Raw genomic sequence first — 20,582 nt, 5'->3', positions numbered from 1 at the left:
AAGTATGAAATCAAGTTTTCCTAAGGCGATCATGTCTTGTAGTCGCCGAGAGTTTTACGGTCAAGATAACGCTCATCAACCCCTATCTTTATCAATTGTTGATGCCGCTGGAGATCAAGTGTTATTGCCTGATGATTTAATCGGTTCTGTGTTTATTGTTTCTGCTGTGGGCTCGGTTTCATCGGCCACTACAGAGGAAGATAATGAAGTGGCACTGCCTTGTGAAGATGGTGGCACAGCCTTATTTAATGGCGATGGGATGATTTATCGGCTGGATTTCAGCACTGGCAAGGCCAATTTAACCACCCGTTTAGCTGCTACGCCAAGTTATTATGCGGATAAAATCAGCTTTGAAAACAAAGCTAATTATTCAACATTGCTCCCTTGGGTAAATTTAGGTTTGGGGCGAGTTTCTCCCATTTTGGGGATGTCAAAGCAAGCATCAACGGCGTTTGTTCCCCTTAGATTTCCAGACTCAGATATTGAAAGACTCTTGATCAGCAATGATGTGATGCGTCCGTTTGAGGTTGACCCAGTATCGCTTAAGTTGCTCTCACCCGTAGGTAAAAACAGTGATTGGACACCGCTACTAGATAAATATCCGCTTAATTTAATGCCCTTTAGTATGTTGATGTCCACGGCTCACCCTGCATTTGATCCGACAACGGGAGAGTTGTTTTTGACGAATACCCAAGTGTCTTTCGATAACTTTATGAAAGACCAGATAAAAGACGATTTTAAGAAAAGACTCTCAGAGGTAGTTGATCATAAACATTATCCGGTAATGGAGTTGTTTATGACGGCATTTGAGAAATTGTTAGGTCTTTTAGATGCGTTTCATTTGGATGGATATAACGGAGTAAAGCTGCACCGTTGGAATGGCAACAGGATTGATGTCGATACCTTTGATGTGGTCGATGATGATGGTAAGCCTATTATTATTCAGCAAAGCACACATATGATGGGCGTTACTGAGCATAGCTTAGTGTTTGCCGATACGGCATTTAAAATATCCCTACTCGATGCCCTGCCCAGTCAATTTTTTACTGAGGACTATTCACCGTTTTCTGACGATTTTAAGGCGCAGCATGAACCTAAATTTGTCGCAGAGTGCATCGCTAAATTTAAACAAGCGGTGAGAGTGGTATTTACTTACCCTCAATCATCAGATACTCACTTGTATATTATTGACCGTGAGCAGTTCTCAAAGGCCAGTGGCTCATCCGTTATCGCTAAAAAAATCACAGTTGCAGGTGAAATGGTACATTTTACTGTGGATTATCAGCAGCCTAACGCGAATAAGCTGGTTCTGCATGCTGGGATGGCGTATGCCTCAGATCCGGCTGAGTTTATCCATTCGGTTGACCGTTCGATGTATTCTAGTGAGCTTATGAAAGCGGAGTCTGGGATGCTCATTGCAGGTATGGATATTAACAGTCCAGCAGTGATTGTCCTTGATCTTGAAACGCAACGCTCTGACAAACTGGATTTATCTTTTGAACAATCTAAGCGATACACTCCAGTACTTGGCTTATATGCTTACCGTGATAACTATCCCGTAAAACAATTCGAGAACATCTATTGGCTGGGTGCGCCATTATGGAATAACACACTACCGAGCATCATGGATGATTTGTATGGTGATTACCCTTATCGCCGCCAATCTAAACAAGCCATGTTAGAACTGATTGCAAACGAGTCACCAGCCATCGTCAATAAGATCTGCATAGATACACAGGCAATAAATAAGTGGTTGGAAACAGGCGAAAAGCCAGAGTCACTACTGACCGTAGCAGACAGTTATTCGTGTCCTGATGGATACTTAGTCACCTCGCCCACTTATGTACCCAAAGTCGATGCAAGCCAAAATGCAGTCGCTGGTGGCTATTTGGTGTGTTGTGCTATTTTTTCTGATCACTATTGCTCAGATGATGGCGTCGATGATTGGTCGAGCAATACTGAGTTTTGGATCTTTGATGCTGATAACTTGAGTGCAGGACCTCAATATAAACTCAGCCATCCACAGCTTAATATGGGATTTCCTTTGCATACGACATGGCTAAAGCGGCTTGAAACTCAGCAAAGAGATTACGATGTAGAAGCGGATCATAAAGATAAAGTTGAAGCTTTGTTAAAGGTGTTACCCTCAGAAGAACTGAAAGAGCAAGTTAGTACACTGTTCCAACAAGTCTACCAAACGTTTAATGAGAGTTAGATTAATTTTTATCCCACGAAATTAAAGCTTGTTAACACTTAGTTACTTTTCATAGAACTACTTACCATAATTGATTTTCAAGGTAACTGGATGGGTTAAGGCAGGCTTATAGTGTGGGCTAGAGTTGATTATCAAGCATATGATAAAGATGGCTTTTGTTATATTGAGACTGAGACATCGCACACAAACAAAGGAACACAAACTCGTCAAAACGCGGCTCCCTCTGCTGAAGTTGAGCATACTGAATCTGAAATAAAATCCCCTTCGAAACCCGAACCTCAATCTCGTGTCAAATTAACTCAAGCACCACTTGAGCCTAAAGCGGCAACCCAAGAAGTGATTCCAAATATTGAAGCGTTATTGTCTCAGAATTTATCGAGCAAAGAGCTCGTTCAGTGTTATCAGCAGTTTATGGATCAGTTACTTCGTTGCGAAGCTATCTCGGCATCGCGTAATAGTGGTGGTCAACTTTCTTCCATTGTTATTGAACCTCAATTATCTATGATGTTGAGAAAACTCGTGTTTCATTTGGTTCAACAACGAATTCAAGAAGAAACCAAGTTATTTGAAAATAACATGGGTTGTTATGGTCGAACCCACTCAAATAGAGGAAAAGCCTATAAACAAGAAGACTGTTTAGTGGCAAGTTATCGTTTTGTACTGGCGCACGTTTTTTGTAGCTTTCCTAAAGCGACGAATGGCATTGAGACTGAAATTTCTCGGCTTTTGATGTGCATGAGCATCGATAAAAGTGATACAGAAAGAATGCAGTACCATCGAAAAATGTCGATGGATAATATGTTTACACCGTCAGATCCTCATTATGCTTTGATGGAGAGAACTAAAGCTGAGGTGAATGCCCTGTTCGATCAGTTTGAAATATTATTATTTTTACTTCACCTACACCCTATGTGTCATACCACTCAATCACCAGATTTCACGACAATTCCTGATTTAGGTGTTTCAATAATATCAGCAGTGGATTCAAGTATTGATGCGACTCAAGTATGGAAGCCTAAGCTAGCGCAATTAAAAACCTTAGCCCCTCAACAAGGTACTCATAACACGACCTTGTGTAATAGCCACTGTTATCGCTTACCTGCGGGAGATTATCATGGCATTTTGGTAGTACATGATCCGGAAGAGCAGAAAGTGGTGTTGGTGCCTTTCGATAAACACTCAACCGAAATGAAAAAGAAGGCGGATAAATTACTGGCCTCTTACTATACCAAACCGGTTCAGGTGCTTTATTTTTCATTCGAACAGGAGTGGCCAAATGCTTTTTCTCAGTTAGTGAAAGCCTTTACTTGTGCGAGTTGTGGTGTAGTTGCTCCATTTCGAGAAGGACAAAATCAAGATGAGCAAAGAAAAGTATTAAGTGCTGAGGAGTATTTACTTTGTAGTCAAATGCTAGCTTTGTCGCACAAAGGTGAGGTTGAGTGTCAATTTCACCCCAAGACTCAACAATTGAAATTAATACTACTCAAGCCGAGTAGCCGAGAGTCATTACAGGAGTTAGCGCTTGGGTTTCCTCAGTCTGCCAACTCGACCAAACAGCCGAATGTTGAATTGCTATTTGCGGCTTTTAAATTTCTGAAACTGTTTAATGACAAAATGTGTTGTGCGTTATCCTTCAAGAACGCGGCGGAAATAATGAATCCATGTATGGATCGTTACGGCAATATCTATGAAGAATCAGAGTTAATAAAATGGGTGCTTCAGTACAAGCGTCATCCTGTCATAGCGGCTGAGCCCATGACAACGAAAGATATATTCCCTGTTCCAGCGATTAAGCGTTTAATCAAAAGTTGTGGTGCCATCGACAGTTATTTTCAGTTCAGTGAGCTTGTTGTGCCTGAAATACAGCACCGCCAAGTTGAGGCTACTCGCGATGTTGCTACTCCAGAGTCCCAAGCTGAGACAAAGGCTAAACCGATCACTGTCGAAAGCATCTGTGAGGACATTGACACCCTAATAAAAACAAAAGCACCGACAGAGGAGTTAGTGAAGTATTACGACAAAGTTTCGAGAATTTTGTTAGCTAACCCTACAGTGAAAGAGAGAAGTGCAACGGGTCAAATTACCAAGGTAGGTATCCATTCTGATTTGATCGCGAGCATGCGAAAACTCGCCTTTACTATTGTGAGGCGGCAATACCAGCTTTATAAAAAAATAGGTAAACCTAATGCAAAAATGGAAGCTTATCGATATCTTATTGATACTCTGATTTTTCCTACTTTGAGTGAAGAGTTTAAGCCCAAAACCTCACAAGAAAGTAAGCGGCTCATGGAGGTGATGCTGAATGGTAAAACATCGGAAGAGCAATATCGACAGGGATATTCCCGTCAGAGAGTGCATGAAAATTTGGTTCCTGCCCAATATGTTTATGTATCGACGCTAGCTTACTATCGTGCCAAAGTCGATCCAACCTTTGATTACCTTGAGCTATACCTATTCTTTTTAGATTGCCACCCACTGTGCTCCTCATTTACGCTTCCGGATATAACTCCAATTCCACAAGCTGGAATTAAGTTAAAAACAGAAGAGAGCGATGGCGTTAAACCCAGCCCTCTGGTTTGGGATTCCAAAACGCAATTAGTCACAGCGGATGTTAGAGATGGCTCTGTTAATCATATTTTGACCCATCACCAAAAATACCAATTATCAGTAACCCTTGAGACTCAAGGGTGCTGGTGATCAAAAACCTAGATGAAAATCAATTTGTGATTGTGCCCATTAACAAAGGTGAGCCTGATGTCATCAAAAAGATATCCACTTTGTTGGGGAGCTTGTTAACTAAAAATGTCGATTTAGTGTATTTTTCTTTTGCCAAAGAGCAGCCTGAAATTTTGTCAGATTACTTTGATAGCTTTCCGTTTAAGCGAAAAGTACAGGTGATAACTCCATTTCGTCCATTCGCACAAGATTGCGCATTTGCCCCGTCTGTAGAAGGGGTATGGAAGTACAAGCACTTTTTACTGGCGCAAGAGCAATTACCAGAATGTGTTGCGGGGAACATTGACTTTCAATTTCACCCTGAATCTGAGCAATTTAAGCTAGATCTAGCCGAGAAAGCACAAGGGCAGGTCTATGATCGAGCGTTTTATATTTTTCCAACCGTTAAAGCCAGTGATTGTGTGGCTAGCTTTCAATTATTGGCAAACGCTTTGGGGTTTTTTAAGCAGTTTAGCAATTGTGTACGTTGCCCCATTTCAGGGAAAAAATGCCATGAGCTGGTTGAACCCTGTATGGATAGCGAGGGGAATGTTTATGAAAAAAAACAGTTGATAAGGCATATCCAGCATTGTGGTAAGAACCCTGTAACTAAAGAGCCAATGACGGAACAAGACATTATTGTTGCTTCGAGATTCAATGAGTTAATTCGCGAAAGTGCTGACATTGAAAGACAGTGCCCGTTGAATTATGAAGACGTTATGCGTTGGTTAGATAATCAAGCCGAAAAAGGGACACAGATGATCAAACCATTGTTGAGATTACTTAAGGAAAATCAATCTCAACAAGACAAATTACAGCAGGAATTTGAGCAATTAACCATGAAACAACGTCAGGTAATGAGTGTGGCGATACCTCCTGCTGCGGCTGAGCCTGTTCCTGATGGTGCATCAATACCTCATGATGACATTGAGCAGCAAAAACAACAGGCTCATTTTACCATGGTGGTTACACCGCCAGTATCCGATGTGGAAGACAGTTCGGGGTCAGATTCAGAAGATAATATTGCATTACAAAAGCTTCGTGCACAACAGGAAGACAGACAGAGCCTGAACTCATCATCGGGAGTTGATTCTGATTAACCTGAGCTTAGGTTGATTAAGCCTCTGGGTTTCTTAATCGCCATCTAGAAAACATATGCTTTTTAGGAGGTGGGAGCGTGACTGGTTTAGTGATTGTCTTTAGTACATATCCTTTATGTTCAAAGTCTTTCAGAGCTTCTGGATCAACACTTTTAACGCTTTTATCGAAATTAACGCACATAAACTGACTTCCAATCACTAATACAGAAGCTACTACCAGGATAGATTTGATGTATTCAGAACCAGAGTATCGAATAATGCCAGGATAGCATGGATTTTTGGGATGACAGCAAATTAACTGGCAAGTCAATAAGTATTGGTTTTTTGCTAAGCACTCAAAGATATAATTTTGAGTAAAATGATAGTACTCACACAATTCAGCATATGCTTCAAGTTGCTCCATCAGTACTATAGGAAAAAATTGATTACAAAAACGGTAGATTAATTGCTTATCGGTTGCGGATGCAAAAAAAGCTTGTCCATAGTTCACTTTTTCAGAGTCTTTGATCCTATCCCCACAAGAAAACGCTTTTTGTTCTTGAGCGTTCACAAATACGGCGTCAGTTCGAGGAATGTCGAGGCAAAAAGATTCAAAGGTATTTGTAACTCTAGACGAAGCGATTGCTCTTGCAAAATACTCATCCAAATCTATTAGTTGTTGGTCTAAAGTATTTTTAAGCGTTATTTCGACCGGCTTTTTACCTTTAAAAACCGCAACTAAATGACGTTGTGGAGTGATGACTAAACCCAAATCCTCAAAGCGAAATGCGTATTGGAGTAGCTGTTTCCAAGCATGTAACTTCATAACAGGAAGCTCATGGTCAAACATCTGAGAAATAAGAGGCTTTACGACTTGCTGATGTTTAGTTTCAAACCATTGACTAAGCTCTTGCAAAATGAACGAAGCGTCACAGTGCTCACACATTACATACTCTTCTATCTCATACGATATCGGTGGCGGCGATAGTGGGGGAGCGCTTGGGATTGACATAGGCTAGCTAACGGCTTGCATCAAGAGCATGGGCGTTTATTGTTTCAAACCCCGAAACGCCTTAACAGTTAATTTTTATTCACTTTACACTCTAACAATAAGCTGAGGAACGTTTCCTTCTCATTCCAATAGAACAGCAGTTTTGGACACTTTTTTTATTTAAGAATAAGTAATACTAACTCCATCATTATTGTTGGAGTATATCGTGCTGTTTAGTCACCCTATTACCCTAGGTTCCATCATTCGACTTAACCCAGCTAAAGTCATGTTCACTTGGTTTCTGGTGTTGATAGAAAATGTATTCTTGATTTTAATTCCCTTGTTTATTGGTCATGCCATTGATGGAATGCTTAAACAAGATATGCAACCCTTGATCTTATTTGGATTGATCCTATTTGTGTTGGTTATCGCCAGTGTGTTGCGACGAGTTTATGATACCCGTGTATACGGGAGTATTCGGGTTAAATTATCGAGGGTGGTTGAGCGTAATTTGCGCCAAGAACACTTGTCGGTAAAAGATGCACGCTTAACCATGTCACGCGAACTCGTAGATTTTTTAGAAGAAGATCTTCCATCGCTCATTACCGCTTTAGTCCAGTTGGTGGCAACCGTAGTTATTTTATCGACCTTTCATTACAAATTTGCCGTATGCGTATTAGGTGCAGGCATTGGCATGCTTGTTATTTATATGATGTTCCACCAATCGTTTTCCCGCTTAAACGGTGCGCTCAATGATCAACTTGAGCAGCAAGTGAAAGTGCTTGGTGGTCAACCTTTTGCTGCAATTCGCACCCATTTTGAAGCACTGAAGCGTTGTGAAATCAAGTTATCGGATACAGAGGCACTCGTATATGGACTGATCTTTATGGTGTTATTTGCGGCTGTATTGGGCAATCTATGGATGGTGAGCAGTTTAGTCGAGCCGAGTGTCGGCCAAGTGTTTTCGATTGTGACTTATTCTCTAGAGTTTGTTCAAACGGCTGTGATGTTACCCGTGACATTACAAGCCTTGTCGCGACTGTTTGAAATAAGCCAACGACTTAATCAATCACCCTCGCAACAAGATTAATAGGAATAGCTGATGATGAAACAAGTATATGCAATCTTAGCGGGATGCGGAGCGATTGTCTTGGCGGTGGTAATGGTTGGCGCATTGCAGCCTGAACCTACTGAAATTAAGCCTAAGTCAGATGCTATAAGGCCTGTCACAGTACAAGAAGTGAGCCCGAGTATTCATAATGCCCAGTTGAAGTTATTAGCAACGACATCGGCACGCTGGCCGATTCAATTGAAGGCGTCCAGTAATGCTCAGCTTATCTGGTTAAATCCAGATATCACACCAGGCAGCTTGATCAAAAAAGGGCAGAAACTCGCTCAGTTAAATACTAACACCCTTAAAGCCAACGTGGCGCAAGCCTACAGTGAACTTAAACAATCTGAGCTTAATCTCAAGCAGGAACTGCATGAACAGACGGTGGCACTTTCCTTATTATCGGCAAAAACGGCTTCTTCTTATGCCCGCCGGGAGCCACAAGTATTAGCCGCCAAAGCTCGGCTAAAGCAAGCACAGCAAGCGCTGGTTAGTGCAAAAACTTTGTTATCCGAAGCCAATATTATAGCGCCATTTGATGCCATTGTCCTGCAAAAGCAGGTGAGCCCGGGAGAATGGGTCACAGCAGGCCAGAGTCTATTTGAGCTTGCTGCCAGTGATACGCTTGATGTTGAACTACCTGTGTCTGAACGGCATTGGCAGCACATTCAACCTGCGCTCAATAATCTTGATATGTCTGTGTCTACTCGCAGTGGTACTCAGTGGAATGCACAGCTGCGCTATGTCGAGCCTATGGTGGACAAAGTGACTCGGCAACGACAATTCGTGCTATTTGTTAAACATCCTTATCAAGGGGACACTCGGTTACTGCCGAATCAGCAAGTCTCTGTGTACATCGCTTTAGGTCGTCAACCTAATGTCGCTAAAATTAAGGCCTGCGCCCTAACTCGTGATGGATATGTGTGGACGCTTGATGCGCACAATCGATTGCAAAAAGAATGGGTTGATGTGGTGGAGGCTGCGCAAGAGCTGGTTTATGTTCGTTTCAAACACAACAGCGAGCGTAGACGTCGTGTTGTGATTTACCCTTTGTTGTCGATGTTGTCTGGTCAGCAAGTCTCTCCTGTTATTAAAGGGCTGGAGACAGCACAATGAGTTGGTTAACACGATGGTTTATTAATAACCCTGTAGGGGCCAATTTGTTGATGTTTGCCATTATCGCCAGTGGTGTATTGGCGTTCGGTCAACTTAGGGTTGAGTCCTTTCCACAAATTGCCCCCTCATCCATATCGATAACAACCGTGTATCCCGGGGGCAGTGCTCAGCAAATTGATGAGAGTGTCACCCAGCGCATTGAAGAGTCTATCAGTGATATTGCAGGCATCAAACAGATCACCAGCGAGTCCAGTGCTGGTATGTCGAGTGTTGTGGTGCAAAAAAATAGCAGCGCTGATTTGGATGCATTATTGGATGATATTCGTAATCGAGTTAATGCCATCAGCGGTTTTCCCACTAAGGCTGAACCTCCTCAAGTAACTCGTAATGAATTCACCAACCTTGCCGCTTATGTGGTGATTTCAGGTGCTCGAAGTGATGAAGCTTTGCAGCCGATAGCCAAGCAGGTTGAGCAAGCGTTAAAAAAACATCCAAAGATCTCTAAAGTCTCCAACTGGGGTAGCCGTAGACCGCAATTACTGATTGAGGTCGACCCCGATGCCTTGAAGCGACTGGGATTGAGCTTTAATCAAGTGGCGTTTGCGATTGAAAAAATGTCATTGGTTTCTCGTACCGGTGAGCTAGTCAGTGACAGTGGCCGCATGACCATTCGTGGTGATGGTTATGCTGATGATGTGCAAAAGCTGAAAAAACTTACTCTGGTTTCCCGACCGACAGGCACGGTGCGATTAGGGGATATTGCCAAAATTCGCCGTGGTTATGAGCGTAGCGATGCCATTGTACGTAATAATGGCAACAATGCGATTGCCTTACTGATCAGCACCAGTCAAAAAGATAACTTGCTTCATATCAGTCAAGCGATTGAGCAAACATTGGCTCAACAACGGCTATTATTGCCAAGCGATATCGAGCTTAACACCATGGCTGATATGGCGCCTTATATTGAGGATCAGCTAGGCAGACTTGGAACAAACGCGTGGCAAGGTTTACTGATTGTTATCATATTGCTTGGTATCTTTTTAGAGGTCCGTTTGGCACTATGGGTCGCTGTGGGTATCCCAGTGGCGATGGCCGGTACCATGGCCTCAATGTATCTGACCAATTACAGCATTAACGACATTACCTTATTCGGTTTTATTCTGGTGCTGGGTATTCTAGTGGATGACGCGGTTGTTGTGGGTGAGGCTATCCATGAAAAGCGAGGACAGTATCCACAAGGAAAACAAGCGGCGTGGCATGGGGTACATTCGGTGGCCGTTGCCACTGTATTTGGGGTGCTCACCACCATCGTTGCTTTCTCTCCCATGTTATGGATAAACAATGATTTTGCTAAGGTACTGGCAGGCTTTTCTGCGGTGGTGATCTTTGCCTTGCTCTTCTCCTTGATAGAAAGCAAATTTATCTTACCGTCTCACTTAGCCCAGTTGTCGAACAAGCCCGCTTCGATTAAAGGGCTTTCGAAGATCCAATCCTTGGCCCAAGCTGGGCTTAACGGCTTCAATATTCGCATCTATAAACCTATTTTAGAAAGGGTGTTGGATTACAAATGGGCTTCTTTGATGGGGATCATGGCCTTTGTCATACTGGCCTACGGTATGTGGTCAACGGGAGCTATTCGTTCGGCGTTTTTTCCTGAGATCCCTGGGCGATACATTAGTGTTGAACTGGAATTAGAAAATGGCGCTCCTTTGCCATTACAGCAGCAAGCGTTAACACAGATTGAAGGTGCGATGAGTAAAGTCGAAGCTGAGTTAATGCATGACTATGCGTTGAGTACCTCGCCCATCGTCAACTTACTGTCTTCATCTAATGGCCATGGCAGTGTTGAATTTACCGCTGAGTTAACCTCGGAAGCCTTAAGTCAATTACCGAGTAATGTCATCATCGATCGTTGGCGTCACTATACAGGGCCCATAGAAGGGGCATACTCAGTACAGTTTCGCGCTGGAACAACACCAGCGGGAGATACCGTCATTGTCATATCAGCACAAGACAGAGAGCTTGCCAAGCAGGTAAGTCACCAGTTGGCGGCTGAATTAAGAGGCTTACCAGGAGTGGCTGATATTTATGATGATGGTCAAGCTGGATCACCGCATATTCGCTTAGTGTTAAATGAGTATGGACAACAACTGGGATTAACTCAGGCAACGTTAGCGGATCTAGCTGGTTTGGCTTTTGGTGAACGCGAGATCCACCGCTTGCTGGATCAGGGTCTAGAAACCAAAGTCTTATTGCAGTATCCGAGAGCTAAGCGCAAGACAATAGAGCAGTTACGACAGACCCTTGTACCATTAGAGAATGGGCGTAAGGTATTGCTCAGTGACGTGGCTGAATTTCATTTTGAACAAGAACCACAACAACTACATCGTCGTGACCGTGAGCAGGTGGTTAACCTGTACTGGAAACAAAACCGAGCCATACAAGCTCCTGAACAAACCTTATCCCAATTGACGACGAAAATTGAAACGCTAAAGCAGTAATATCCTGAGGTTAGTATCAAAGCCGGTGGTGAATTTGAGGAAATGGGAGAGGTTTCTGAGAGCTTTAGAGCAGCGATGCTGTTAACCATGTTGCTGATTTACATATTATTGGCAGTACCACTTAAATCTTATTGGCAGCCGCTTATCATCATGGCGGTGATCCCCTTTGGTTTTGCAGGGGCGGTGTTTGGTCATTACCTGATGGATTTACCCATTAGTCTGTTATCCATGTTTGGGATGATGGCACTAACGGGAATCGTGATTAATGACTCTTTAGTGCTTATCACCCGTTTTAATCATGAATATCGCAATGGGGCTGAGCTGCAACAAGCGATTGTGACAGCGGGTACTAGCCGTTTTAGGGCTATCTTTCTGACTACAGTCACAACGGTATGTGGCTTGTTACCTTTATTAAGTGAAACCGCTGAGCAAGCGCAGTACTTGAAGCCCGCAGTGATTTCTTTGGTATTTGGTGAGCTATTTGCGACGACGGTGACCTTATTGTTGATCCCGATTTTACTCGGGTTGACGTGCAAAAAATTACCTAAAACTACCGATGTGTTGGTATAAAAGGGATAAGGTTGCTTTGTTTGTTGGATGACTTGTATGATAAAAATGAATAATTTACAATCAAATGAATTAGTTAACCTGAGCTCAGGTTAGTTAAGCACCGTGTTTATACTGAGGTTATGGATAACGCAGAGTGCTTGATAGGCCAATAAACAAAGAGAATAACAATAATGTTTTTGCCAGAGCAGGTGATCATTGCTGATGATCACCCCTTGTTTCGCCAAGCGTTACTGGAAACCCTGAACGGTCGAATGTCTAAAACGGAATTTATCGAAGCGGAAACGGTTAAACAGTTAGAAGAGAAACTCGATTCTCACTCTCACGCTGATTTACTGTTACTGGATCTTAATATTCCCGGCGCGCATGGATTTAATACCCTTATTCATGTGCGTCAGCATTATCCACAAATTCCGGTAATTGTGGTTTCAGCTTACGAAGACCGAGACACCATAAGCCAAGCCATTGAATATGGGGCTTCAGGTTTTATTCCTAAATCCACCGATATCGAAACCATATTTCACGCCATTAACCAAGTACTTAGTGGTGAAATATGGCTGCCGTCTGGTTTTGATAATGAGTCGAGTTCGCCCAGTAAATCACAAGTTGCCGAGCAAATAGGAAGCCTAACTCAGCAGCAATATAAAATCTTGTTGATGTTCGCCGAAGGTTTACTTAACAAGCAGATTGCCTATCAGCTGAATGTATCTGAAGCCACGGTTAAGGCGCATGCCACGGCGATTTTCCGCAAGCTCAATGTGCAAAACCGAACTCAAGCTGTATTGGTGTTAAACCAACTTGAGATCACCGAAGACTTCAGCCATCAGTTAAGCACCTGACCATATTTATCTTGCATGGTTTGAGTGAGCATAGCACTCATCATGGCTCTTAGGGCCGCGGGTTTTACCATTTTTCGCATGTAGCCCGCTTTGGCTTGCTGTGCTTTTTGCTCAATGTCGGCCTCTGTGGTGGCGGTGATCAGAATTGCTGGTATGGTTCTTTGGCAATGTTCACGAAGGGCTTTTATCACATCTAAACCGTTGTCGTTATCATCAAGCTGGTAATCGGCCAGAATGATTTCAACGCGATTGCCTTGAAGCGTGCAGGTCTCTATCGCTTGTTCTCGGCTGGCGACACCCACCACATTACACTTCCACGCCGATAACAACTCTACCATTCCGGCCAAGACTTCAGGATCGTTATCAATACACAACACCGATACGCCTTGCAGACTAGATTGCAGTTTCTGTTGAGGTTGAGTTGCATTTGGATTGGCCACCAAAGGCAAGGATAAACTGAAACGGCAACCTTGGCCCTCGACTGAAGTGAGAGAGATGGGGACATTTATCCTATCGGCAAAGGCGCGAGTGATATTGAGCCCCAACCCCAGTCCCTTGCTATTACTGTTTTCCAGTTGAGTAAAAGGCTCAAAAATCAGCGCTTGATCTTCAGCGGCAATGCCGGGGCCATTATCAATGACGGCAATATCAACCTTGCTATCTTGTTGATTGACGCTAACGCTAATTTGTCCTTCATTGGCATATCGAAAAGCATTGGTGATCAGGTTTTGTAGGATACGACGTAATAAGTGACGGTCGGTACTGAGCCAGCCTTCACCTTTATCGACATGGAAATCCAACTGCTTTTCTTCTGCGACAGGGGTAAATTCTTCTTCAAGCTGGGTCAAAAACTCAAACAATGAGAACACTTCGGTGTTGACCTTAATATTACCGCCTTCGATGCGAGCCATGTCCCCTAGGCTAGATAACATATCATTAGCCACTTTAAGTGATTGCTCGATATTTCCCACTTGCTGGCGCTGGCTATCTGATAGCTTGTTTTGAGCCGATAGGGCCGAGGTGAATAATCGCGCCGCTTCTAAAGGCTGCATCAAATCATGGCTACAGGCTTTTAAATATAAGCTTTTCTTTTGGTTGGCTAAGCGAGCTTTTTGGTGCGAAATGGCCAATTGTTCATTAGCCAATTTCAATTCTTTAGTGCGAGCCTGCACCACGGTTTCTAAGTCGAGGTTTTGCTCTTTAAGCACTTGTTCGGCTTGACGGTAGGTGGTGATGTCTCTGAACATCATCACGAAGCCACCGTTCGGCAAAGGGTTGCCTTCAATGGTGATCACTTGCCCTGAATTCATGGTGCGCTCAGAGGCATGAGGGGTTCCCTGTTTTAAATAGGCCAGACGTTTTTGTACCGCTTTTTCAAGATCGATGTGCTCGTCGTAGATTTGTGACAGGTTATAACGAATGAGATCTTCAATGGGTGCGCCAATGATGACTACGCCTTTGGGGTAATTAAAAATATCTAAGTATTTTCGGTTCCACGCCACCAGATTGAGTTCTTTATCGACAATCGAAATCCCTTCACTGGCGTGTTCGATGGCGCTGTGCAATATGCTGAGATTCTTTAATTGTTGCTGATTCGACGCTTCTTCAATTAACGCCGCCAGTTCAGTTAGGTTGATGTTACGGCCTTGAAGCACCGAATGGATCAGCATGCGAGCCGATGAGGCGCCCATCATGCTGGCAAGAGCACTTTCAGCGTGGTGGATCAAAATTTGATTGTATTGCTCTGTCGGTAACGATTGGTTTTCTACTTGGCGTTTAAAGTTCGCCATGCACTCTTCGGCGGTATCTTCGCCCAAAAACTTAGCCAATAGTAATTGTAATTCTGAACTATCAATGGCTAATCGCTTTGGGGTAAGTTGTGATAATTCACTGGTTTCGTTATGGAAAAATGTCGCTTGAATACGCTCATGAACACTCTTACGACTGAATAATGAGATCAAGATCATTACCACAGTATTCGCCGCTAATGAAAATAAAGTAAAACCGGTATTACTGGACAAATACTCATTGGCAAGGCTGAGTTCATAAATGCCGAGATTAGGCAAAAAGTTTAAAAATAACCACAAGCTGAAACCGACAGTGATCCCGGTGAACACGCCAGTTAAGCTGGCATTTCTCCAATAAAACGCGGCGATTAAAGCAGGGGTGAGCTGAGCTAATGCGCCAAAGGCAATTTCACCCAGCGAGGCAAGCCTATCTGGGTCAATAACCAAAAATGCACTGTATCCCATCAAAATGATAAGCAGCACTAATACTTTTCGAATGTTTAATAATCGTGTTTGAAACGATTGGTAGTTACTTTGCTGATGTTTTGACTGAAATAAGATGGGAAAGACAATTTCGTTACTCAGCATGGTGCTTAATGCAAGGGATGAAATGATCATCATAGAGCTGGCCGCAGATATCGCGCCAAGAAACACCAATAAGCTAATCCAGCTTTGCTCCATAATCGAAAGTCGCAATACGTAAGAATCGGCGGCCACTTGATCGCCAAACAGAAGCACGCCAGCCAGACCCAGAGGGATCGCCATAATGGCGAATAAGGTTAAATAGAGTATAAAAATCGGACGGCTGTATTTGGTGTCTTTGACATGGCTGGCTTCCACCACCATCACTTGAAATTGGCGTGGTAGCGCTAGAAAAGCGGCCATGACTACCACTAACATGCCAAACAAACTGGTGAGGTTAGGAAAGCTTAATTGCTTATCGAGATCAATATCCGCTTGTTGCCAAATTTGCATCGGTGAGTCGAATACAAAAAAGCACACCAATACCGCAAGCACCACAAAAGCCGTGAGCTTTATCACCGACTCAAAGGCAATCGCCAGCATCATCTGTGGGTTACTTTCAGTTACATGGATATGGCGAATACCAAATAACACCGTAAACACCACGATGATCAACGAGACGATAAGCCCCAATAACCACTGAGGCATGATGGGCTCTATTTGCAGTAACTCAAATGAGTAAACAATGGATTTAATCTGCAGCACTAAATAAGGCAAAGTACCGACTAAAGCGACCAAGGTAACTAGCTTGGCTAAGCTGGTGGATTTGCCAAACCGGACCGCTAATAAGTCGGCAATAGACGTTAAATTGAGTTGTAAACTGACTCGAATAATGCGCAGCAAAAATGGCCAAGCAAAGGTAAAGAGTAAAATTGGGCCAAGGTAAATGGGAATGTGGGAAAAAATATTATTGGCACTTTGTGCGGTGGTACCAAGAAAGCTCCAAGAAGTACAGTAAACCCCAAGGGTTAAGGCATAAATGACAGCCTTTTTATTGCCATAGAGCTTGTGGCGAAATTTATCACCTAAATAGGCCACCCAAAACAGTAACGCAATATAAAGAATGCTAAAGCTAAGCAGCTGCCAAGAATGAAACATAATTTACTTGTTAGTTTGTGTATAGAACTCAGAAATGTATTTTCCGCCTTTAATTTGGGCGATTAGCCTTAATTTATGCTTATCACCTACTTTATTCATTTGGGTTCTAAGTGGCGTATTACTGCTCCAATAATAAGGTGAGTCTTTCATATAGAGTGGGTAGCTGGTGGCGTTGTTGTTTTCATCCACCAAAAACAAGGTGCTTCGATCGAGGGGATAGGTGGAGTTAATAAACGTCACCCCATTTTCATCATAAACGTTGACTTTAAAATCCCCAGACACCAACACACAGCCTTTGGCTAAGACATCGCAATTTGATTCAGGGGTTAAGGTAAAAATTCGCTCTTGTTGGGCTTGGTCTTCGATATACATATCAGAGAGTATGTATCCGCCAACGGCGAGTAGAGGGGCAATCGCAATGGCAAGTTTGGTGTGCTTATTCAAGTGACGTCCTTTTTCTTTTTTCTTTTAATACTTTGAACTTAATAAGAATTAAGTTGAGCAATTTTTGTTAGTTCTAGTTAATTCGGTTTCCGAGCAAATGTCCAGCATTAAAAAACCATAAAATCAGTTTTAGCTGAATTGGAAAATCGCGGCTGTTTATTGTCATCCTTATTTGCACTCTTACCGCCAACCACCTATTTTTTAAATGCTGTAAATGGATTTGTGGTAAAGGAGTACCGAATGAAGTATCCATTGGTTTTCATTTCACTTTTGTCGCTGATAACACTTGTTGCCTGTAACGATAAGCAAAGGGTAACCAGCCCTCCTCCCAAAACATACTCAATGTCTGGAACCGTCTTAGTTGACCCGATACAAAACGCTAAAGTCTGTACCGACTGTAACCAAAATATGGTTTGTGACAGCAGTGAACGACACACCTTAAGTGATGAACAAGGGCGTTACGCGTTCAATAATCTGTCTGCAGAGATCAACAGTTGTCCACTATTGGCTGAAGTGACGACGGATTCTATTAATGTGTTACGCAATCAACCGATAGCTGCTCCCTTTAAGTTAGCCAGTCCGGCTGGTTGTTATAACATCACGCCAATCTCCACTATGCTTCAATATGAAATGAGTATTGGCTATACAAAAGATGAAGCTACAAAGTTACTACAGCATAGGCTCCAAACAGAAGCCCCTTTATGTGGAAATTACGTCAGTACGCGGTTTGATAATACGAGTTCAGAGCAGCAAAAATTAGAAGCCAAACACCTTCATCAAGTCGCCAATATGTTTAATGAATTGATGGTTTCAAATTTAAGTAAACTTGATGATGTACTAGAAGAAGAAACCCAATACTCTCAGCGTCATGAATATATTGTTGCTCACCAATTGAAAGCAATAAGCGCCATGACTCAGGCGATCACCAAAAACAATTATCCTGATTTAACTCAGCAAGTCTCCGATGAGGAAGCTCAAGGCAACTCTGGCATAGGAGATTTTCCTCAATTTACCATTCAGTCTATGCAATCGTCATTTCCATTGATGGTGAGCGCAGGAACAGTGCCATCGAACAAGGTGACCATTGCTGATGAAATGAAAATATTGGCACTCAGAAAGCAGGCTGCCAATGTTGATGCCTATCAGCAACTTGCAAACTCAACATCGTCTAAGTTAGGGATCATTACTTATCAAGACAAACTGCTCTCAAATGGTGTTGAGCTTGATTATATTGATGGCAGAAATTCTGCTGGAAACAATACCGCAAGAAGTATCGAGTTCAAGCTGAGTCGCTGGCAGGAGCAAGGCTTTACTGAAATAGACAATGAAGATGCTAATACCATCGTATTTACAGAAAATGGTCACAATGCGGTTGGAAAAACCCTTTTGGTGTCACCGACAGAAGGTTTAGATGCACTGATCCAAAGTAAAAATGTTTCAGACTATGCTTATTTTATCAATGCTAAACGTTACGGTGTTGGCGGGGCTAATATTTCAGCTTTACTCAGTTCGCATCATGACTTGCAAGTTTGGCCGCAGGTTACCGATGCTACAGGTTTAGAAACACTTCCAGATAATTCCTCAATGTCTGCTTTTGAGCTAACCCAAACGGTTGCCCTCAACTTTTTTGAACTAACATGTCAGACAAAGGGCACGGAGAACGAGGACTGTGGTACGGCATCGGTGCTCACTCCTAATACATCTACGGCTTATGCAGGGGTGTTTAGTTTCAACTATTCACTTGCAACTGAAGTTGAAAACGTAAATTCAATAGTCGCTGGCTATCAGTTTAATATTCCTTCTGCTCCAATTGTGTATTCTGATGAAAATCATTACATCATCGCATGGCTGTTTCATCCGTGGTTTTATCGACCTGATCAACGGGTGAGATACTTTAGAGTCGACAAAGACAAGTTGACGTTTGTCTTTGATGATATAAATGGTATTGATACAGAAATCTCTAAAATAGAAGGGAGCCCGATTCAATATTTAGGTTCTGGCTTATGGAGTCGTTCAACACGTTTTGGATTAGATTTTGTTGACATTACCATCCCTCAATCTGTTCAACGCTTTAGTTCTAAGCTTTCTACTAACATGAGCTTTTTTAACTACCAAGGCAAAATGAGAATGGGAATAGAGCGTAAAAAAGGCCAAGTGATTGAACAGAAACAACTCGGTGTTGGCTTTGAAACGCACTTAGAAATTTTAGAGTCGATCAATCACGACAAGCTAGAACAACTTATTGAAAGTAAAAAGTAGACGGTATGTCTCGTCCTAAAATACGTTGACGGTTTTAATGTAAATCCAAGAGCATTTGCTCTTGGATTTTTTTATGCACTTGGTTCGGTGTTTTCATCTCTAAACTTAAATGCGGTCTCATATCGTTGTATATCGCTATTGATTCATCGATGAGCAACTTTAATTCATCAATATTTTTACATTGATATACAAGGAACTCCTGCTTCAGTATACCATTCACCCTCTCTGCGAGTGCATTTTGATAGCAGTCATAACCATCAGTCATTGAGGGTATTATATTATTTTGCTTAAGTTTATTCTGATAAATAGCAGAGCAATATTGTAACCCTCTGTCTGAGTGATGAATTGCGTTACGTCTATAACACCTATGGCTAACAGCCATATCTAGCGCTTTAACCACGTCTGTCGCTTTCATTCCATCACTTAATTCATAGCCCATTATTTTTCGACTATAAGCATCAGTGACAAGCGAGAGATAATGCACACCATCATCACTTTCCACATAAGTGATATCACTTACCAAGACTTCTTCAGCTCTTTGTGGCGTGTAATCCTTTAACAAATTCGGATGCTTTTTCATCCAATGCTTACTGTTAGTCATTTTCCTATAACTACGCTTGGGTTGAATTAGCAGGTGTTCTTCCCTCAGATAGTCGAATAGGCCATCTCGCCCGAGCTTTATGCCTTCCTCCATAAGTTGAGGCTTCAGAAGATAGTACAGTTTCCTACCGCCTAATCGTGGCATAAATCGCCGTAACGCTAGCACCATATTTTTTACTGGAGCTAACATGATAGCCCGTTTTTTATCTCTATATTCCCTTTGATAAATTGATTGCCTCGTCATGCCAAGAAGCTTACAAGCCTTGCTTAAACTTACTTGCTTTTGTACCTGAAGGTTTCTTGCTCCTTGGCTATAAGCTTTTTTCGCAACCCTATACCATGTTCAGCATCAATAATATCGACGACTTCATTAAGTAATAGGTTACGTAACTTTTCATCCTTCAACTCTCGCTCTAAGCGCTTAATCTTTTGAGCTGGTGTTTCTTTGGCTTTAGGTGATTTAGACATGGTTATTTTCGGTGGTTGACACCAATCTAGCTTACCGTGTTTTCTCAACCATGTAAGTACTGTTGAGCGACCTTGGATACCATAGATTTTTTGAGCTTGCTTATAGGTCATATCACCTTTTTCAACAGCTGCAACAACCTGCAATTTAAAGCCTAATGAATAATCACGTTGTGTACGTTTTATATAGGTAGGATCTGGGTTTGTCATAATAAGTCCTAAATGTGTAAACACATTTCAGGACGGGACAGTAAAAACAAAAAAGGCTCTAGC

Annotated in this window: 11 protein-coding genes and 1 pseudogene; 8 read left to right on the top strand and 4 right to left on the bottom strand. The window is 42.4% G+C overall.

Annotated elements, in window-relative coordinates:
• Positions 1–4: 4 nt before the first annotated feature.
• The 3 genes from E2H97_RS18490 (at position 5) to E2H97_RS18480 (ending at position 6,030) form a co-directional block, all read left to right on the top strand.
• The gene (locus E2H97_RS18490; RefSeq protein WP_133408480.1) at positions 5–2,215 is read left to right on the top strand and encodes a carotenoid oxygenase family protein; all 2,211 of its coding nucleotides are present in this window, start codon (positions 5–7) and stop codon (positions 2,213–2,215) included.
• Positions 2,216–2,326: 111 nt separating this feature from the next.
• On the top strand, positions 2,327–4,912 hold the full coding sequence (locus tag E2H97_RS18485; RefSeq protein ID WP_133408479.1) for an RING finger protein: 2,586 nt from the start codon (positions 2,327–2,329) through the stop codon (positions 4,910–4,912).
• Positions 4,909–6,030, top strand: a complete 1,122-nt coding sequence (locus tag E2H97_RS18480; protein WP_133408478.1) for an RING finger protein — start codon at positions 4,909–4,911, stop codon at positions 6,028–6,030. The genes E2H97_RS18485 and E2H97_RS18480 overlap by 4 nt, the downstream gene beginning before the upstream one ends.
• A 16-nt stretch (positions 6,031–6,046) precedes the next feature.
• Here E2H97_RS18480 and E2H97_RS18475 read toward each other — a convergent pair whose 3' ends face one another.
• Positions 6,047–7,021, bottom strand: a complete 975-nt coding sequence (locus tag E2H97_RS18475; protein WP_133408477.1) for a hypothetical protein — start codon at positions 7,019–7,021, stop codon at positions 6,047–6,049.
• A gap of 205 nt (positions 7,022–7,226) precedes the next feature.
• On the opposite strand from E2H97_RS18475, the gene E2H97_RS18470 reads away from it, so the two are divergent.
• The 4 genes and pseudogenes from E2H97_RS18470 to E2H97_RS18455 all read left to right on the top strand — a co-directional run bounded on the left by E2H97_RS18470 (position 7,227) and on the right by E2H97_RS18455 (position 13,134).
• Positions 7,227–8,090, top strand: coding sequence for an ABC transporter six-transmembrane domain-containing protein (locus E2H97_RS18470; protein WP_133408476.1), 864 nt, complete (start codon positions 7,227–7,229; stop codon positions 8,088–8,090).
• 12 nt (positions 8,091–8,102) lie between these two features.
• Positions 8,103–9,227, top strand: a complete 1,125-nt coding sequence (locus E2H97_RS18465; protein ID WP_218938228.1) for an efflux RND transporter periplasmic adaptor subunit — start codon at positions 8,103–8,105, stop codon at positions 9,225–9,227.
• Positions 9,224–12,298 (top strand): annotated as a pseudogene (locus tag E2H97_RS18460) (efflux RND transporter permease subunit). The gene E2H97_RS18465 and the pseudogene E2H97_RS18460 overlap by 4 nt, the downstream one beginning before the upstream one ends.
• A 170-nt stretch (positions 12,299–12,468) precedes the next feature.
• The gene (locus E2H97_RS18455) at positions 12,469–13,134 is read left to right on the top strand and encodes a response regulator transcription factor (RefSeq protein ID WP_133408474.1); all 666 of its coding nucleotides are present in this window, start codon (positions 12,469–12,471) and stop codon (positions 13,132–13,134) included.
• Here the strand turns inward: E2H97_RS18455 and E2H97_RS18450 are convergent.
• Both E2H97_RS18450 and E2H97_RS18445 read right to left on the bottom strand, forming a co-directional pair.
• On the bottom strand, positions 13,119–16,541 hold the full coding sequence (locus E2H97_RS18450) for a PAS domain-containing hybrid sensor histidine kinase/response regulator (protein ID WP_133408473.1): 3,423 nt from the start codon (positions 16,539–16,541) through the stop codon (positions 13,119–13,121). The two genes, E2H97_RS18455 and E2H97_RS18450, sit on opposite strands and share 16 nt — an antisense overlap.
• A gap of 3 nt (positions 16,542–16,544) precedes the next feature.
• Positions 16,545–16,985, bottom strand: a complete 441-nt coding sequence (locus E2H97_RS18445) for a hypothetical protein (protein WP_133408472.1) — start codon at positions 16,983–16,985, stop codon at positions 16,545–16,547.
• Positions 16,986–17,225: 240 nt separating this feature from the next.
• Between E2H97_RS18445 and E2H97_RS18440 the strand changes: the two genes are divergently transcribed.
• Positions 17,226–19,244, top strand: a complete 2,019-nt coding sequence (locus tag E2H97_RS18440) for a hypothetical protein (RefSeq protein WP_133408471.1) — start codon at positions 17,226–17,228, stop codon at positions 19,242–19,244.
• Between the two features lie 34 nt (positions 19,245–19,278).
• Here E2H97_RS18440 and E2H97_RS18435 read toward each other — a convergent pair.
• Positions 19,279–20,519 (bottom strand): IS3 family transposase gene (locus tag E2H97_RS18435; protein WP_133408470.1). Its coding sequence is split into 2 segments (ribosomal slippage): positions 19,279–20,159 and positions 20,159–20,519, totalling 1,242 coding nucleotides; the frame shifts between segments, so codons are not numbered across the junction.
• Positions 20,520–20,582: the final 63 nt, after the last annotated feature.

Source organism: Parashewanella tropica (assembly GCF_004358445.1).
Classification (GTDB): Bacteria; Pseudomonadota; Gammaproteobacteria; order Enterobacterales; family Shewanellaceae; genus Parashewanella; species Parashewanella tropica.
This window is presented reverse-complemented; position numbering and strand designations above follow the sequence as displayed.

Coding starts and splice junctions, on each gene's coding strand:
- E2H97_RS18455 (WP_133408474.1), top strand. CDS start 12,469: ATGTTTTTGCCAGAGCAGGTGATCATTGCTGATGATCACCCCTTGTTT.
- E2H97_RS18475 (WP_133408477.1), bottom strand. CDS start 7,021: ATGTCAATCCCAAGCGCTCCCCCACTATCGCCGCCACCGATATCGTAT.
- E2H97_RS18490 (WP_133408480.1), top strand. CDS start 5: ATGAAATCAAGTTTTCCTAAGGCGATCATGTCTTGTAGTCGCCGAGAG.
- E2H97_RS18465 (WP_218938228.1), top strand. CDS start 8,103: ATGATGAAACAAGTATATGCAATCTTAGCGGGATGCGGAGCGATTGTC.
- E2H97_RS18450 (WP_133408473.1), bottom strand. CDS start 16,541: ATGTTTCATTCTTGGCAGCTGCTTAGCTTTAGCATTCTTTATATTGCG.
- E2H97_RS18440 (WP_133408471.1), top strand. CDS start 17,226: ATGAAGTATCCATTGGTTTTCATTTCACTTTTGTCGCTGATAACACTT.